The organism is Flexithrix dorotheae DSM 6795, assembly GCF_000379765.1.
GTDB lineage: Bacteria > Bacteroidota > Bacteroidia > Cytophagales > Flammeovirgaceae > Flexithrix > Flexithrix dorotheae.
Window position 1 is genome coordinate 218,473 of record NZ_KB903435.1, and the last position, 17,217, is coordinate 235,689.

Annotated in this window: 14 protein-coding genes; 9 read left to right on the forward strand and 5 right to left on the reverse strand. The window is 36.6% G+C overall.

The annotated features are described in order from the left end of the window. Positions 1 to 14: 14 nt before the first annotated feature. Positions 15 to 1,400 (reverse strand): 3-keto-disaccharide hydrolase, encoded by a 1,386-nt coding sequence (locus tag A3EM_RS0110670; RefSeq protein ID WP_020528198.1) that lies wholly within the window; start codon positions 1,398 to 1,400, stop codon positions 15 to 17. A gap of 167 nt (positions 1,401 to 1,567) precedes the next feature. On the opposite strand from A3EM_RS0110670, the gene A3EM_RS0110675 reads away from it, so the two are divergent. Continuing rightward, on the forward strand, positions 1,568 to 5,623 hold the full coding sequence (locus tag A3EM_RS0110675) for a hybrid sensor histidine kinase/response regulator transcription factor (RefSeq protein ID WP_169513346.1): 4,056 nt from the start codon (positions 1,568 to 1,570) through the stop codon (positions 5,621 to 5,623). Positions 5,624 to 5,630: 7 nt separating this feature from the next. Here the strand turns inward: A3EM_RS0110675 and A3EM_RS0110680 are convergent, their stop codons facing one another. Both A3EM_RS0110680 and A3EM_RS0110685 read right to left on the reverse strand, forming a co-directional pair. Next, a complete protein-coding gene (locus tag A3EM_RS0110680; RefSeq protein ID WP_020528200.1) occupies positions 5,631 to 6,674 on the reverse strand; it encodes a phosphotriesterase family protein in 1,044 nt (347 codons plus the stop codon). Positions 6,675 to 6,754: 80 nt separating this feature from the next. After that, positions 6,755 to 7,297 (reverse strand): TlpA family protein disulfide reductase, encoded by a 543-nt coding sequence (locus A3EM_RS0110685; protein WP_020528201.1) that lies wholly within the window; start codon positions 7,295 to 7,297, stop codon positions 6,755 to 6,757. 210 nt (positions 7,298 to 7,507) lie between these two features. On the opposite strand from A3EM_RS0110685, the gene A3EM_RS0110690 reads away from it, so the two are divergent. Then, a complete protein-coding gene (locus tag A3EM_RS0110690) occupies positions 7,508 to 7,807 on the forward strand; it encodes a hypothetical protein (protein WP_157637817.1) in 300 nt (99 codons plus the stop codon). 24 nt (positions 7,808 to 7,831) lie between these two features. Here the strand turns inward: A3EM_RS0110690 and A3EM_RS0110695 are convergent, their stop codons facing one another. Continuing rightward, the gene (locus tag A3EM_RS0110695; protein WP_020528203.1) at positions 7,832 to 9,271 is read right to left on the reverse strand and encodes an aldehyde dehydrogenase family protein; all 1,440 of its coding nucleotides are present in this window, start codon (positions 9,269 to 9,271) and stop codon (positions 7,832 to 7,834) included. A gap of 391 nt (positions 9,272 to 9,662) precedes the next feature. On the opposite strand from A3EM_RS0110695, the gene kdsA reads away from it, so the two are divergent. The 7 genes from kdsA (at position 9,663) to A3EM_RS42045 (ending at position 15,847) form a co-directional block, all read left to right on the forward strand. Further along, complete coding sequence (gene kdsA / locus A3EM_RS0110700; RefSeq protein ID WP_020528204.1) at positions 9,663 to 10,496, forward strand: 3-deoxy-8-phosphooctulonate synthase; 834 nt, start codon at positions 9,663 to 9,665, stop codon at positions 10,494 to 10,496. Positions 10,497 to 10,499: 3 nt separating this feature from the next. Beyond that, complete coding sequence (locus A3EM_RS0110705; RefSeq protein WP_020528205.1) at positions 10,500 to 11,510, forward strand: transaldolase family protein; 1,011 nt, start codon at positions 10,500 to 10,502, stop codon at positions 11,508 to 11,510. 99 nt (positions 11,511 to 11,609) lie between these two features. Next, positions 11,610 to 12,287 (forward strand): hypothetical protein, encoded by a 678-nt coding sequence (locus A3EM_RS0110710; RefSeq protein WP_020528206.1) that lies wholly within the window; start codon positions 11,610 to 11,612, stop codon positions 12,285 to 12,287. Between the two features lie 31 nt (positions 12,288 to 12,318). Continuing rightward, entirely contained in the window at positions 12,319 to 12,834 is a 516-nt protein-coding gene (locus A3EM_RS0110715; RefSeq protein ID WP_020528207.1) for a hypothetical protein, read from the forward strand. A 78-nt stretch (positions 12,835 to 12,912) separates the two neighbouring features. Further along, positions 12,913 to 13,386 carry a YHS domain-containing (seleno)protein gene (locus A3EM_RS0110720; RefSeq protein WP_020528208.1) on the forward strand — a complete coding sequence of 158 codons (474 nt, stop codon included), beginning with the start codon at positions 12,913 to 12,915 and terminating at the stop codon, positions 13,384 to 13,386. Positions 13,387 to 13,831: 445 nt separating this feature from the next. Then, entirely contained in the window at positions 13,832 to 14,053 is a 222-nt protein-coding gene (locus A3EM_RS0110730) for a hypothetical protein (protein WP_020528210.1), read from the forward strand. 114 nt (positions 14,054 to 14,167) lie between these two features. Further along, on the forward strand, positions 14,168 to 15,847 hold the full coding sequence (locus A3EM_RS42045) for a GMC oxidoreductase (RefSeq protein WP_020528211.1): 1,680 nt from the start codon (positions 14,168 to 14,170) through the stop codon (positions 15,845 to 15,847). A 4-nt stretch (positions 15,848 to 15,851) separates the two neighbouring features. Here the strand turns inward: A3EM_RS42045 and A3EM_RS45710 are convergent, their stop codons facing one another. After that, the gene (locus A3EM_RS45710) at positions 15,852 to 17,201 is read right to left on the reverse strand and encodes a LamG-like jellyroll fold domain-containing protein (RefSeq protein WP_020528212.1); all 1,350 of its coding nucleotides are present in this window, start codon (positions 17,199 to 17,201) and stop codon (positions 15,852 to 15,854) included. Between the last annotated feature and the right edge of the window lie 16 nt (positions 17,202 to 17,217).

The following is a 17,217-nucleotide window of genomic DNA, read 5'->3' on the forward strand; positions in this document are numbered from 1 at the left end:
TATGAATTATTTTTTTAAAGTGTCTTGATTTTTACATTTCTAAAGTCAACTTTATCACCGTGATCCTGCAATAAAATATGTCCTTCTTCTAATTCCCCAAAGTTTGGCCACTTGGCATATTTACTATAGCCTACAAGCGCTTTCCATTGTTGGGTACCTCTTTCATATTCCAATACTTTTACACCATTCAGGAAGTGCTGAACTTGGTTTCCCCTCACTTCAATTCTAGCTCTGTTCCATGATCCAATTCCATTAAATCTTTTTTGTTTCAAATTAGGATTAAAAATTCTTCCATCTGCAGGAATCAGGTCATAAAGAGATGCAAGTGTTCTGTAACCTTCCACTCCTTTTTTAGCATCTGGATGTTTTTTATCATCCAAAATCTGGAATTCCGGACCAATAGCCGAACCTGATCCTTTATTCAATCCGGGATCCACAAGGTATTTAATTCCACTATTTCCTCCTTCACTTAATTTAAAATCTACCTCAAGGATAAAGCTTTTGTACTTATCTTTAGTGATAATATCACCACCATTTGCAGATTCTTTTCCTCCTCCTTTGATCACTGAAAGCATCCCATCTTTAATTTCCCAGCCAACTGAGGGGAAATTATCATCTTTAGCACCTCTCCACCCATTGGTAGTTTCGCCATCCCATAATAGTTTCCATCCCTCTGCTTTTTCAGTTTCCGTCAATTGATTGTTCAGGTAACTTACTTCCCTGATGCCTTCCATCTGCTTCCTGTCACTTTCCAGGTTTTCAGTTTTGATTCTGATGTTTTTCCATCGGATCGTTTTCCCTGCATGTTTTTCATCGTGAATAGAATGCACCTGTAAACCGATAAATCCTGAAGCTGTAAAATCTACTACCAGATTAGAGCAGGGAATACCATTTATCCAGGTTCTGATTGAATTCCCAACTGCTTCCACTCTGTATTTATTCCACTCCCCGTTTTTGAAAGCCTTTTTCGCATCCTGATTGTATTCCAAAGGATAAAGCCATCCTCTTCTGGCTTCGTCATAAATTCCTCCTGCCCATCTTCTTTCAGAATCATCACATTCTACCTGATAGCCATGAACCCTTCCATCTTTATATTCAGGAATACTGTTGCTTCTGATTTGCACACCAGAATTCAATCCTCTGTCCATTTTCATTTCGTATTCCAAAATGAAATCTCCGTAATGCGTCTTTGTAGTTAAAAAGGTATTTGGGGTATTCATCGCTGAAGTCCCTACAATTTCACCATTGTCAATAGTATACTCTGCGGTGCCGTTCAGTACTTTCCAACCTTTAAAATTTTTACCATTAAAAAGCGGTTTCCAATCTCCATCATTGGCCGTTACACAAATAGCATGAAGTATCCCGATTAGAATAAATGCTATAATTCTCCTTTTTTCCATTTCCAGTCTGATTATAAAATTTAGAATGAATTAATTTAAAACAATGTTTATTTTCCAAAGCTAAGCAGCATCAATAGAGGATGGGGTCTGATTTGTTGCAAAAACAGATGGATTTGTGTCTAGTTGGAATTTATCTCTTATTTTTGACTATTCCCAGATTTATTTTAATGATTTCCAGACTTATTATATTTCTTCTTTTCTTCTGCTCTGTCTTCCCTCTAAAGGCAGATCATATTTTTTTCTATCATTACAGTACTGCCAATGGTTTGTCAGAAAATTTCATTCACAGTATTGTACAGGATGATCTGGGCTATATCTGGTTCGGAACCATCAATGGCCTAAATCGTTTTGACGGTCATGATTTTAAAGTATACAAACCCGAACCAGGTACTAACAATGCTATAAGTAGTAATTTTATAGCACTTCTGGCTGCAGGAAAAAATGGAAATATCTGGGCCCTGTCCAACCTCGGTGATCTTAATTATTACAATGCCGAAAAAGAGCAGTTCATCATTTATCCGGATTCCCTTCTGCCTCAAAGGAATACTATTTTCCAAATGCTGGAAGAACCTAATGGAAACCTACTGCTCAATTATAGAAATGCACTTGCGGAATTTAATCCTGTTACCCGAACTTATACCCTTATAGATTCTATTTCTAGCAATATGGAGCTGATTCAGGTAACACCTTCTATTGTAGGGATCAGAAGCACAGGAAAAATTCAGTTTTATGATATCTCAATAAATGGACTGGGTGATGTGAAACCAGAAAACTTTGTGATTCCAAATAAAACTTTCGCCTGTACCTCTTTGGGAGATGAAATTATATATGTCACTAAAGACGGGTGCTTTTCCCAAAAATTTAATCATACTGAGAAGAAAAAGTATTTTAATATTTCAGGTTTAAGCGGGGGGAAAGTAGATGAAAGCGCTATTTCACAAATCTCTTTTGATAGAGAAAAATTCTGGATTATTGCCGATGAAAAACTTTTCAGCGTCACCAGCCTGGATGGAAAATATATTTTTTCCAGTCATGAAGTGGATGCCAATAAAAAAGGAAGCCTGGTAGGAGAGTTACCTTCATTTTTATTTCAGGACAAGATAAATAATACCTGGATTGTTACCCTGAAAACCGGGGTGAATGTCTATAGTAAAAGTAGAAACAGATTTAAATTTCATTATATCCCACAGAAATTCGAAGAAGATTATACCGATCCGGTAAGAGCTATTTATCCTTTGGAAAATAGGGAAATTATGGTGGGTTTTGACCATTCCGGCCTGGGAAAAATTACAGATTCCGAGAGTAAGTCATATTTTATCCCACTAGAGCAAAAAGACTCCGAAAATGTAAATGAAATCAGGTCCATATTCAGGGATTCTGAGGAAAGCATCTGGTATGGAAGTCTGAACGGCATATTCATATTTAATGAAATTAGTGGCCAGTCAATAGATGCCACTACCAGATTTAAATTACCAGACCTGACAGGTTACAGGGTAATCAAAGAATTTAAAAAAGGCGAATTGTACCTGGGAGGAAATGGAATAACCCGTTTCAATCTTAAATCCCAACAATCTCAAACCATTGTTAGAAAGAAATTGGGCAATAATATCAGGGATTTGGAAATGGATGATGAAGGATTCCTCTGGATAGCCTCCGATAATAATGGCGTTTTTTGTATCAATCCTGATACAAGAGAAGAAATTAATCATTTTTCTACTTCTACAACTGAAATTCAGATTACCAACGACAAAGTTTATTGCCTGGCCAAAACACCTGACAAATTATGGATTGGAACACATAATGGTCTCAATATCATCGATTTAAAAGAGCGTACAACTGTCCATCTTTACGAAAAAAATGGTTTATCAGAAAATGTAATTTATGGCATTCTCCCTGATGATTTAGGGAATGTCTGGGTGAGTACAAGTAAAGGTCTCAACCGGATAAATGTTTCTACTCTGGAAATCAAATCTTATCTCCCTGATTTCTATTTCATGGATGATGCTTTTGTGAAAGGGAAAGATGGAAAATTATATTTTGGTGGTTATCACGGGTTCGTGTCTCTTGATCCCAAAAACTTTAATGAACCCGCTTTTATTCCCCAGGCTTTTATCCACACCTTCAGGATATTTAATGAGGAAGTCAAACCAGATGGTACTTATGAAGGGGAAGTTTTATTGGACAAGCCTTTATACAAAATTGATTCCCTTCAACTCAATTATAAAACCAATACTTTTTCATTCGGATTTAATGCCCAGCCAGTGCTTATTCCCAATGAGCTGAAATACCGATACATGCTGCAGGGGTATGATGACCGATGGATTTATGCCAATAATGAAAACAGGTCTGCTGCCTTTACCAACGTGCCCCCGGGAGTTTATACCCTGAAAATTAATACTTCTTTGTCCGATGGAGAATGGGGAAAAGTTGAAAAACAATTGGTAATTACGATTACGCCCCCTTTTTGGGAAGAAACATGGTTCAGAATACTGCTTGCAGGTGTGGTGATCGTGATGCTTATTTCTTTCTATTATTATCGACTTTCTCAAATTAAAAAATTGAATGTCTACCTAAAAAACCAGGTAGAAATTCAGACGGCCAGACTCAAAGATCAGAATAAACGGATTGTAAAACAGAAAGATGAAATGGTGAGTATCACGCAAAAACTTCATGAAACTGACCAGGCCAAGCTTAATATTTTCACCACTATTTCCCACGAATTCCGAACGCCTCTTACTTTGATATTGGGGCATCTGGATATGCTCATACATGCAGGGAAGGGGAACAAAATCCAGCAGAAATCTATTGGTGTGATTAAAGGAAATGCCCAGCGTTTGCTCCGAATGGTAAATCAACTCATTGAAATCCGGAAAAATGATCAGCAAAAATCTTCTTTAAATATATCCGGATTTAAACTGGTGGAATTCTGCCAGGAAATTCTCTCTGGATTTGAAGCATTGGCAAAGAAAAAAAACATTAATCTCCAACTATTCAATTTTTTAAAAGAAAATCAAATCTGGCTGGACAGAGAGAAAACAGAACATATCCTGTACAATTTGCTCTCCAATGCCATCAAATATACGCCTGAAAACGGACAGGTGGCTCTGATTCTGGAAGAAAAAAAGAATACCATTTCCATAATACTTAAGGATGACGGCATTGGCATTCCAAAAAGCGAACAGCCATTTATTTTTGATAGTTTTTTCCGGTCCAAAAATGAAAGCAGGTATTCCCCCGGTCATGGAATTGGGCTTACCCTGGTTAAATCTTTTGTGGAACAGATGCTGGGAGACATTACTTTGGAAAGTGAGGAAGGAAAAGGTAGCAAATTTACTTTAACTTTTAAAAAAGGGAAAGACCATTTTCCTCTCACCATGGCTACTGATAATCTGCTGGAAAGTTCAACGATTCCGCTATCGGGAAATGAAAAATGGAAAGAATTGCCTTCTGCCCGAAATATCAATATTCCTCTGGCTACCATTTTAGTGGTGGAAGATCACAAACAATTAAGGGAATATGTAAAGGATATATTTGTACTGGATTATCAGGTGGAAGAAGTAAGCAATGGAAAAGAAGCGCTATCTTTTCTAGAAAAGCAATTGCCGGATCTGATTATTTCTGATATTATGATGCCTGAAATGGATGGAATTGCCTTGTGCAAAACATTAAAGGAAAACCAAAATACTGCTCATATTCCCATCATTTTATTAACCGCAAAAGGAGAAATGGAGACCAAAATTGAAAGTTTTGACCTGGGTGTGAATGACTATATTGAAAAACCTTTTGATGCCAGATTACTGCAAACCAGGGTAAATGCGCTACTCAAAAACAGGGAATTAATGAAAAAGTGGATTAACCAGGGTATTTTAAATTCCGCTGATTTAATGAAAATTAAAGAAGAAGACAGGGTCTTTATCCAAAAGGTTTCCTTTTCCATGATCGAAAATCTGGGAAAACCTGAATTTTCCATTGAATCACTTGGGGACCAACTTGGAATGAGCAGGTCTACTTTCTACCGAAAATTTAAAAAACTGACCGGAATATCGGCCAATGAATACCTGAAGAAAATACGATTGGGAAAAGCAAAGGCATTGCTGGAAGAAGGAAATGTCACCATTTCCCAGATTTGTTTTGAGGTGGGCTACCAGAGCCAGGCTCAATTCCGGGTAGCTTTTAAAAATGAATTTGGGGATACGCCTTCTAAATTCAAAGCAGTAAGGTAAATTTATCTCAATTACCTATTGGATCAATCACATATGCTTTTTTAGGATTTTCCACCATAATTTGTGTGATTTCATCTCGGGTAAATCCAGCAAAGGTTAATCGCTCAACAAAAATTTCAAAAATGGTGCTGTAAGGTTTTGAATTGCCATTGCCAAAAAGTTTCAGACTGATTTCACCATCGTTATTTTCCACACTCCAGCCATCATCATGGGAAATTAGCAATTGATGGAGCAAATTTTTCTCCTTAAGGTAAGATACCATTTGCAAATACTCTTCTATCCGCTTTTCACTAATGCCATCCAGACTTACCCAAACTCCTTTTTTAGCCAATAATTCCCTTTCTTCATCAGTGCCATTTTGCGCATGAACCCAAATCATTTGCCCTGACTCCAATCCATTTGCTTCCAAAATCCTTTGCTCGTCTTTTGCCGCTTCCCCGTCTCCGGTATGCATGGCGATAGTTAATCCACTTTTTTTACTCAGCAAAATAGCCGCTTCCAATAATTTAACTTCTATGGAATCCAGTTTACCTTTGCCAACACCGAGTTTTATAAATCCCGGCTTAATTCCAGTGCCATTAATACCTTCCATCCATTCTTTTTCCCAATGCGCAGAAATCTCTTCCTTAGTTTCCGTGTAGGCATGTGCAGGTAGAAATTTCTTATCTACAGCCGAATAATATCCGGTATTGGTAATGATATTGATTTGCGATAATTCGGAAAGCCTTTGCAGCAATTTCACATCTCTGCCAATATAGTTGGGTGTACATTCAAATAAAGTATTCACTCCATTTTCCAACAATTTATTTAAATGAGGTAATATTATTTCCACAGCACTATCCTGCTGGTACTGAGGTTGTTTAACTTTTTCTGCGCCTATAAAATCAGTAGTGATATGTTCATGAGGTAAACTAATGCCCATTTGTTCTGGGGAAATTTTCCCATTTACGGTCATGATATAACCAGTACTTTCTTCATAGTTCTGGTTACATGCTGAAAAACAGATGAATAGGATTATAATTTTTGGGAGGAGATTTATATTTATTTTCATAAGATTTAAGGAAATAGTACTTTTTTAAAGTTGATGAATTTCAACTGAAAACAAAAATTTACAAATTATCGGAATTAAATTTACCTGGCTATTAGTTCGAATTCCCTTTCAAGTATTTCAAATTCAGTGGGTTTTGAGGCATTATTATTTATAATCTCTCCATTTTTCCCAATAAGGACAAACCGTGGAATTGAAGGACGGGATTCCTGATGAAAAACTTCCTTCCAAAAATCGCTTTGAAGTCCCCAGCTCGCCCTAATATGATATCCGGTTAAATTGTATTCATAAATCCGCTTTTTCCATTTTTTCTCGTGTTTTTCTCTATCCAAAGAAATATGTAAAAGTGCCACTGAATACTTTTTGGCTAATTTTTCTAAAGTTTCATGGTGTTGAAATTCTTCCAGACAGGGAGCACACCATGTTGCCCAAAAATCGATATATACTATACTTCCTTTAAACTTTTCCAGAAGTTGTGAAGAAGTCTGATACTCTTCTGAATCCAAAAAACTAATCGGAAATTGACCCTCTCTTGGAAGCGTTTGAGAAACGGATTTTACAGGTAGAAAAATATTTAGAAGTAAAATCCCCATTATTAAACCCTTAATAAAACTGGATATAATCATTTTTTAAGATTGAATTGATTAAAAATTAGTCTCTGATTTTTGAAGAGATTATTTTAATGAAAAGAAAGTTGGATTCTTAGTATTGATAAGAGTAGCATCATTTCATGAATATTTTTTATCAATTTGAATAAAATCTTATCTAACTTTATACATACCGTAAATCTCATACGGTCTGGAAAATTATATTTCAGTAAATCAATGGAGAAGGTTATGGTCAAACAAAAAAGTGATTACCCGGAGAATTGGAAAAAATTAGCGGAGGAACTTAAAGAAGAGGTGAATTGGACTTGCCAGGAATGTGGAATAAAACACAATGAAACATTCAAAGATGGTAAAAAGGCAGTGTTGGGTGTTGCCCATCTGGATCAAAACAGGCAACACAATAAGCGGAAAAACCTGAAAGTCCTTTGCCAGAGATGCCATTTCAGGTTCGATCAGCAATTCAATGTAATGCGAAGAAAATATGGCAAAAAATTCAATCTCAAACCCCAACTGAGTATTTGGGATTAATCAACTGATATTTTTGGCCATTTCCTACAAATACTTAATGGTCCACTCCCGCATTTTTTGTTTGAATTTCACATTGTAAGGTGGCACAAGTAAATGTGTGGCATTCTTTTTAAAAGGTTGCTTCATTACTGAACGCGCATTGGAAAAAGCTTCAAACCCAAAGAATCCATGAGACTTTCCAACTCCACTGTTATTTGAGCCTCCAAAAGGAATATTATTGTTATAGAAGTGAATCCCACAATCATTAATACAGGTACCGCCTGCAGTGGTTTCATTCAGAATTTTTTTCACATTTTTCTTCTTTTTACTAAAGATATACATGGCCAGTGGAATTGGTCTCGAATTGACATAATTCAGAGGGTCCTGCATCTGGCTGTAAGGTAAAACTGGTAAAACCGGTCCAAAAATTTCCTCTTCCATCACCTTGGCATTTTCGGGAACATTACTGATCAGTGTGGGCGATATAAAATCCATACCATCATCAAAATTTGCCCCTAACTCTATTTTGGCTCCTTTATTTCTGGCATCTTCAATCAATCCTTTTACCCTTTGGTAGTGCCGGTGATTTACAATTCTGGCATAATCGGGAGAAGCTTTTATATCCTCAGGGGAATTTCCATAGAATTTGCCCACTACTTTTTTAAATGCTTCAATAAAGCCATCATGTTTGCTTTCATGCACCAAAACATAATCCGGAGCAATACAAATCTGGCCATTATTCATCAACTTAGTCCAGGCCACTTTTTCGGCACTTTCCTCCACATCAGCAGTTTCATCAATAATTACAGGAGATTTACCACCGAGTTCCAGGGTAACAGAGGCCAGGTTTTCAGCTGCAGCTTTCATCACAATTTTCCCAACCTGAGGACTGCCTGTAAAGAAAATGTGATTAAATGGGAGTTTTAGTAATTCCTCCGAAACCTTATAATCTCCCTCGAAAATGGCCACTTCATTTTCCGGAAAAATTTCTTCAATCATCTTTTTCGTTAATGCTGAAGCATGTGGAGTCATTTCTGAAGGTTTAATCATCACACAATTTCCGGCTGCAATCGCAGAAACCAGCGGACCAAAAACCAAATTGAATGGAAAATTCCAGGGAGCAATGATCAAAACAACACCTTTTGGTTCATATTGAATATAACTTTTTGCTCCTGCAAACACCATTGGAGTACTTACCTTTTTCAGTTTCATCCACTTTTTCAGGTGGCTAACTGCATGTTTAATTTCCGATGTAACCGGATAAATTTCTGTCAGGTCAACTTCTGAATCTGGTTTCCTGAAATCCTGGTAAATGGCTTTTTTTATACTCTCCTGATTTTTTAAGACTAACTGATGTAATTTTTTTAACTTCTCAATTCTTTCTTTAGCTGTGGTTTGGCTTATTTTTAAGCGGTTGGCCTGCTGTAAATTGAAAATCCGTTTAATTTCATCCTTTACTTCAGTATTTTCAGCTGTTTCTATCATTTTCTGTGGTTGTTTATAGTTTGGTTAAGGTGTTATTTATTATGTACTACTAATTTAAAAAGTTCATTCTTGATTAACCAAAATTATTTATTTTATTAAAGATTACCATCAATATACTTGTTTGGTGTATACTTAAAATTTCATCTTGGAAAAGGGAAGAATTCCCACCGTAAAAATGACTTTCTGTACTTCACAAATTTCGGATAGGAAACACCTTTGAGTCGCTGGAATTTAGAAAATTCAAATAATGTTCTTTTCTTTGCAGTCGCATTTTTATGGAAAGGTTTTTCCACTAAAATGTAATTTGAGTATAAAGTCCTGAAAATTAGGAGCTAAGGCGTTCATATTCAGGCCAACTTATTACCTTTTAGTTTAACTATAGGAAGCAAAAATGAAGAAAAAAGTAAACGTAAATGGAATTGATTGTGGTGGAGATGATTTATTCCTGATTTCCGGTCCATGCGTAATTGAGGACGAAAGTATTATGATGAAAACCGCTGAATACCTTAAAAAAGTGGAAGAAAACACGGGTATTCCCATCATTTTTAAGTCTTCTTTTATGAAAGACAACAGAAGTTCTGTTGATTATTATATGGGCCCTGGCCTGGAAGAAGGACTTGCTATTCTGGATAGAATAAAAAAAGAGTTTGGTTTTTCCTTACTTTCTGATATTCATTACCCGGAGCAGGTAAGTGCCGCAGCTGAGGTTTTAGATATCATCCAGATCCCTGCCTATTTATGTATGCAAACCACACTTGTGGTGGAATCAGCCAAAACTGGAAAAGTGGTTAACCTGAAACACGGACAGTTTTTAGCTCCTGAAAATATGATTAAGCCTGTTCAGAAAATCGAATCCACCGGAAATACGGGAATTCTACTTACTGAAAGGGGTTATACTTTTGGATATAATGATTTGATTGTAGATCCAAGAAGCTTTTACCACATGCAGGAAACAGGTTATCCTGTAATTTTTGACGTTACTCACTCTATCCGAAAATACGGAATTCCAAGTGCCGATCCTAATGGAGGAGCAAGGGAGTTCTTACCAGTAATTGCACGATCAGGTGTTGCGGCTGGTATCGATGGATTATTTATAGAAACTCACCCGGATCCCGCTAATGCACTTTGTGATGCTGCAAGTCAATTGTGTGTTTATGATTTGGAGGAGTTTATCAAGCCTTTAGTTGAAATACATAATATTGAAGTTAAATACCGAAACAAATAAAACATGGAATTATATCTCGATTCAGCCAATCTGAAAGAAATTGAGGAGGGCTTTAAATTAGGTTTTCTTGCCGGACTGACCACCACCCCTACATTTATGCACAGGGATGGCATCACCGATATTGATGGCATGATCTTAAAATTGTCCAAAATGGTACCTGTACTTCAGGTAGAAGCCCTTGGACATTCTGCTGAGGAAATCTTAGATGAGGCTGAAAGATTACTGGCTTTAGGACTGGATATTAAAAAAACAGTATTCAAAATTCCAATTTCTCTGGAAGGAGCAAGAGCCTGTAAAATGTTGAAGGACAAAGGCATGATGGTTAACCTGCATTTGGTTTATACCGTTCAGCAGGCCTACATTGCGCTAAGTGCCGGAGCTGATTACGTTTGTCCATTGGTGGGCAGATTGCAAGATCAGGGACATGATGCACTTGGCGTGATTGAACAATGTGTGAATGCGGTGAATAAATATGGTTACAATTCTAAAATCATGTTCTCTTCTGTAAGATATCCGGAGCATGTGAGAAATGGATTGAAACTAGGTGTTCATACGATCACTGTGCCTTGGGGAGTATTGCAACAGTTGACTAAAAACAACTTTACTGAAATCGGTACCCAGCAGTTCTTTGAGCATACCAAACTGATGACTGTGAAAGTAAGAGAAGTAATCAGCAACAATTCAGGAACTATTCTGGCGAATAAATCGGTAATGGATGCTTTAGTGGAAATGACCAGAACCAAGTTTGGAGCTGTTACTATAGTGGATGATAACAATGCCGTAAAAGGAGTTTTTACAGACGGTGACTTAAGAAGAATGTTGGAAAGTGAAGGAGAGGCTGTTCTTGGCAAGACATTAGGATCTTTACCATTTGGCAAATCCCCAATTACTATCGATGCCAACGAATTGTTATTCGAATCTTCTAAAATTTTCAAGGAACATAAAGTAGATACTATTGTGGTAACCGATGGTGGAAGACCAATAGGTATCCTTGATATTCAGGATTTGATTTAAGTACCAGTACTATTTTATATTGAGTACATTCATTTCATTATAAAATAGTTGTGGCACTAATTAAATACTGTTCAACTATTTAAAATTAAAATTTAACAGATGAATCATCTGGAATCAGTATTTACAGAAATGGGTGGGGAATTCCTCTGCCCATTTTCTGTTTTTGAGGAAAAGGTAAAAAAGATAAAGGCATTCGTTTTCGATTGGGACGGAGTTTTTAATAATGGTATAAAAAGCCCGGAATCTCCAAGTCAATATGCAGAAGGGGATTCTATGGGAACCAACCTGATGCGGTTTTCGAAATGGCTTACCCTGGGCAAAACCCTTCCGGTTACGGGTATTATCACCGGAGCTAACAATTCAGTTGCCAAAGCCCTGGCCGATAGGGAGCATTTCAACTTTCTATACATGGGCTATAAGCATAAAATTGAGGCCATAGAAGACCTGGCAAAAAACCATGGTTTACAACTTGATGAAATCGCCTTTTTTTTCGATGATGTACTTGATATTTCCGCTGCCCAAGCCTGTGGACTGAGAATTATGATACGCAGAAACAGTAGCCCGCTGTTTTTGGATTATATGAGAAAAAGAAAGCATTTTGATTATTATACAGCTACAGAAGGTGGACAATTGGCTGTCAGGGAAGCTTGTGAATTAATAATGGGTGTAAATGGTAACTTTGAGGAAACACTTGATAAAAGAGTTGAATTTAAAGGTGAATACGCCAATTATATTTCCCAAAGAAATAGTACAACTACGCAATTTTTCACCCCTTGATTTATAATTCTTTACTATTAGAAATTGCTCTATGGATTTAAGGGAAGAATTATTAAGAGAATACAACAAGGAACATGTGGTTTTTCTGGCCAATTATATTGGAAATGAGCAGGAAAAATTTGCTGAACTGATAGATTTGTTTTTAAACGGAGAAATGAGGGTAACTCAACGCGCTTCATGGGTGGTGGGACATTGTGCAGACCAGTATCCTGAATTAATTACCCCCTATCTTCCTACTTTGGTTTACAATTTAAGGAACAATATTCATGATGCGGTAAAAAGGAATACCGTCCGGATTTTACAAGATATTGATATACCCGAAGATTTAATTGGAGAAGCTGCTGATATTTGTTTCGAATTTTTACAATCTAATAAGGAGGCCATTGCCATTAAGGTTTTTTCCATGACGGTCTTGTTCAATATTACAAAAAGTATCCCAGAGCTCGCCAATGAATTAAAAGTCATAATTGAAGACCAGATGCCTTACGGATCGGCTGGATTTAAATCAAGGGGGAAAAAAATCCTTAAAGAATTGAATAAAATATAAGTGGAATTAAACTAAAAATTGGAATTTTATTCAACTTAATAGGGTTTAGGAAAATATTTTACCCAACTTTTTAAGCCCATGAAATTCCTTAATTCCTTTGCGTTCTTATTCATCCTTTTATTCAATTGCCTCTATGTTTTGGGTCAGACTTCTGAAGCCAAACGCTCGGGTCATTTTAACCTTGAAAAGGGAGTAGCGCTGGAAGGATACGATCCTGTTTCTTATTTCGAAAATGAGGAACCAAAAAAGGGGAAAAAATCACTAAGCCATGAATACAATGGGGTAACTTACCGGTTTTCTTCGGAGGAAAATAAAAAGTTGTTTTTGGCCCAACCAGAAGATTATGAACCGGAATATGGTGGATGGTGTGCCTATGCCATGGGCCTGAATGGGGAAAAAGTAGGAATTGATCCCGAAACTTATAAAATAAAAGATGGGAAATTATACCTCTTTTACAATGCTTTTTTCAATAATACATTGCCGAAATGGAATGAGGACGAGGAAAATCTAAAGCCAAAGGCAGATCAGTTTTGGGGGGGAATTATTAAATAATTCAGGGATGTAAAATCATAACATTGTGTATTATAATAATTGAATTAGATAGAGTGTCACTATTTATTATTTACCCATTTCGCTTTACAAAGTTAAATGGATAATTACCTGTTCCCAAAATAAATGAAATGGGGAATTCGTTTTGAAGAAAACCAAAAATTATTGTGGGTATTAACAATTGTTTGTTTTGTTTTTGATAAAATAATCAATGGAATTTCTACCTTCGATAAGGAATTAAAAAAGGTTATTATTTTTTGTTTTGCTTTTAATTTTTTTTAACTAACCATTCAATCCTACAAATAACATTTCCTTAAAGGGCTACCTGCCTTTTATAGGTTTCATTAACAATAATATCCTGTTTGATAAGGTTTGTCCTTAATTGAATTTAGTCACCTAATACCTGATTAACTTTATTGTACTTTCTACTAATTTATTTAAGTGTATTATGCGATTATCCAAACATGAAAATTATTATGATCCCATTACCTCTCTCAAATTAATTTTAGATGGAGAAGCCTTCAACAATAAGGAATGGTGGAAAATTGAATATGAATTTGATATTCGGGCTGAGACACACAAGGTTGAAAAACACAGAGAAGTCTTTTTAGGCTCACCCCCCGATTATTTCCCGGAAAACATCCGATATGTACCGGCATTAAAGAAATGATTATTCGTTTCAATCCCTACATGATCCATCTTTTCAAAAAGTCGGACAAAGTCATGTGATTATTCCCTGACTTTATAGCTGATAAGACAGATAAATTGTTTAAATTTGTTATGCATGCATAACTTACTCCTGTTTTTACAGGATATGTATGCCACACCAATAAACAACTATCTGGTCATGAAAGCACAACAAGAATATGACTACATCATAGTCGGATCAGGATTTGGAGGGAGTGTTTCAGCAATGCGTCTGGCAGAAAAGGGGTACAAAGTTCTGATCATTGAAAAGGGAAAAAGATTTCAAAATAAGGATTATCCAAAATCCGACTGGAACTTTCGTAAATTTTTCTGGGCCCCAATTATCCGGTGTTTCGGAATTCAAAAGCTTACCTTTTTTAAAGAAGTATTCATCCTTAGTGGAGTAGGAGTGGGAGGAGGAAGCCATGTGTACGGAAATACCCATATGGTTCCTGGGGACGAATTTTTTAATAATCCGGTTTGGAGAGAGTTCAAAAACTGGAAGTCAACACTACTTCCTTTTTATGAAAAAGCCAAATTTATGTTGGGAACCATTCCTTACACCCGGTTCAACGATGAAGATTTGATTTTGAGAGAAGTGGCCAGAGATATGGGTAAGGAAGCATCATTTGAGGGGGTTAATGTAGGCGTATATTATGGGGATACTAAAAAGGCAAAGGACCCCTATTTTAAAGGTTTAGGACCAGAAAGATTGGGCTGTCAGGAATGCGCTGCCTGTATGGTTGGTTGTCGGCATAATGCCAAAAATACCCTTGATAAAAATTACCTGTATTTTGCAGAAAAATTTGGCGCTGTTATCTTGCCAGAGACCAAAGTAGAGAAGATAAAATTTGAAAATGGAGTATATTCCGTTGAAACCAAATCAAGCACCGCATTTTTCAAAAAAGGGAAAAAATCATTTCGATCAAAAGGTCTGGTAATTAGTGGGGGTGTTTTAGGAACCATGAATTTATTACTAAGCCAGAAAAACGCTCACAAAACTTTGAATAAGCTTTCCAACAGGCTGGGGGAAAACATCATGACGAACTCTGAATCATTATGCGGGGTAACCAACGCGGATAGAAAATTAAACAATGGTTTGGCGATAAGTTCAGTTTTTAATCCTGATCCCAATACTCATATAGAAGTAGTTAAATATAATAATGAATCTGGTGTTTTAGGGAAATTATCCACTTTCGCAACCTCAGCTGGAAAAGGCATTCCCCGTCCTTTAAAAATGTTTCTTGAGATTTTTAAAAGACCCATCGGGTTTCTAAAAATGTTAATCAAAAAAAGCTGGGGAAAAAACACCGTTATTTTCCTGGTAATGCAGTCTTTAAGCAATTCCATGAAACTGGAATGGAAAAAGGGTCTGTTTGGAGGAGGAATAAGTTTTGTGAACCAGGGTTTGGAGAAAGTGCCTTCTTACATTCCCATTGGTCAGGAAGTGATGAACAAATATGCTGAAAAAGTAAATGGCACACCTGTAAACGCAATCACAGAAGTTATTTTTAATATGGCCACCACTGCCCATATTTTAGGAGGTTGTCCCATGGGCAAAACCATTGAAGAAGGCGTAGTGGACGAAAACTTTGCTGTCCATGGCTATCCAAATATGTATATTCTGGATGGCTCAATTATTCCCTGTAATCTGGGGGTGAACCCAAGCTTATCCATTACAGCCCTTAGTGAATATGCCATGAGTAACATTCCTGAAAAACAAGGAAATAATCAAAAAAGCCTGGATGAGCAACTTGAAAAAAGAAGTATTGTCTAGGGAATTATTTACTTAAAATTACAAATTCTACTCTTCTATTAAATTGTTTACCCTCTTCAGTTTCATTTGAAGCCACAGGTTCAGATTCTCCATAACCTTTAGAATCCACCTTATCGGAGGAAATCGTGTGGGACAGTAAATAATCCTTCACTGATTTAGCCCTGGCCTCGGATAGAGCCACATTACTGGCATCGGTACCCACATCATCAGTATGACCGGCCACCTGAATTTTAAGATTTGGTGCATGCTTGAACAATTTCACCAATTTGTTTAATTCATGAAAAGAGGTTTCTCTTAAAGTTGCTTTTCCGGTATCAAAAAAGATATTATTAAGCCTTACGGTTTCTCCAACCTCAAATGGCACCAGTTTTAGATCTTTATGCACCACTAAATCACGCTCAATATTTGTGGCATCAAAATTACTGTAAATAGGCAGAAAACCCTCTTTTCTGGGATAAATTGCATACCGTTTTCCTACTGCTAAGCCAACTAAGTATTCCTGAAATTCATTATCTGTAGAAACCGTGATTATTTCCTCTCCTGTATCCAAATCTTCAATAATTACATCCGAAGTCATGATATCTCCAGTTTTTGCATTCACCACCTGGCCCTGCAAGGTAAACTGGTTACAAAGTTCAAATTCACGATTGAATAAAGCCTCTACTTCTTTATTGCTTAATGTCCTGTTAAAAACCTGAACCTCATCGATATATCCCTTAAACGGCCTGTCAGCTCCTTCTACCTGACGACCAATTTTAAATGAAACTTTGGATTCGGTATTAATGCCATATCCTTTTTGTTTCCCAGTATTATTGAATTTCCCATTGATAAAAATAGCCATATCACCAGAAGGTTTCCACATGCCTACTATATGGTACCAGGTATTGTATTCCAGCCTGTTTTTGGCGAAAATTCCCTCTTCTAATGTATATCCATCACCCACGGAAAAAGCTACTGTATTCTTTCCCCCAATAAATAGCCCGAACTGATCCTGATCTTTATTAAAAGCCCATCTACCGGCAATAAGGCTCAGGCCCAGTTTATTTTTGGGCATGATATACACCCAGGTAGATATGGTAAGTCCTTCCTCAATTTGATCAAATGCTTTAGGTGTTCCACAATCAATATAATTTTTATAACCATCAAAGTAATAGGCATCATCACCACATCGGATGGCTTCTAATAATTCAGCATCGTGATTGGTAATATTTTCCTGATGGACTTCTTCTATTAATGTTTCATTGAGGCTGTATCTGGCAATTAAACCCCTTTCTAAATCCACTGACTGTCCATAAAGAATACTGGTAAAAAGAAAAGAAAATATTCCTGAGAGTGAAATTTGAGTAATACTCATTTTGAAGCTGGTTTGT

Coding starts and splice junctions, on each gene's coding strand:
- A3EM_RS0110705 (WP_020528205.1), top strand. CDS start 10,500: ATGGAATTATATCTCGATTCAGCCAATCTGAAAGAAATTGAGGAGGGC.
- A3EM_RS0110670 (WP_020528198.1), bottom strand. CDS start 1,400: ATGGAAAAAAGGAGAATTATAGCATTTATTCTAATCGGGATACTTCAT.
- A3EM_RS45710 (WP_020528212.1), bottom strand. CDS start 17,201: ATGAGTATTACTCAAATTTCACTCTCAGGAATATTTTCTTTTCTTTTT.
- A3EM_RS0110675 (WP_169513346.1), top strand. CDS start 1,568: ATGATTTCCAGACTTATTATATTTCTTCTTTTCTTCTGCTCTGTCTTC.
- A3EM_RS0110680 (WP_020528200.1), bottom strand. CDS start 6,674: ATGAAAATAAATATAAATCTCCTCCCAAAAATTATAATCCTATTCATC.
- A3EM_RS0110690 (WP_157637817.1), top strand. CDS start 7,508: ATGGTCAAACAAAAAAGTGATTACCCGGAGAATTGGAAAAAATTAGCG.
- A3EM_RS0110730 (WP_020528210.1), top strand. CDS start 13,832: ATGCGATTATCCAAACATGAAAATTATTATGATCCCATTACCTCTCTC.
- A3EM_RS0110685 (WP_020528201.1), bottom strand. CDS start 7,297: ATGATTATATCCAGTTTTATTAAGGGTTTAATAATGGGGATTTTACTT.
- A3EM_RS0110695 (WP_020528203.1), bottom strand. CDS start 9,271: ATGATAGAAACAGCTGAAAATACTGAAGTAAAGGATGAAATTAAACGG.
- A3EM_RS42045 (WP_020528211.1), top strand. CDS start 14,168: ATGCATAACTTACTCCTGTTTTTACAGGATATGTATGCCACACCAATA.
- A3EM_RS0110720 (WP_020528208.1), top strand. CDS start 12,913: ATGAAATTCCTTAATTCCTTTGCGTTCTTATTCATCCTTTTATTCAAT.
- A3EM_RS0110715 (WP_020528207.1), top strand. CDS start 12,319: ATGGATTTAAGGGAAGAATTATTAAGAGAATACAACAAGGAACATGTG.
- kdsA (WP_020528204.1), top strand. CDS start 9,663: ATGAAGAAAAAAGTAAACGTAAATGGAATTGATTGTGGTGGAGATGAT.
- A3EM_RS0110710 (WP_020528206.1), top strand. CDS start 11,610: ATGAATCATCTGGAATCAGTATTTACAGAAATGGGTGGGGAATTCCTC.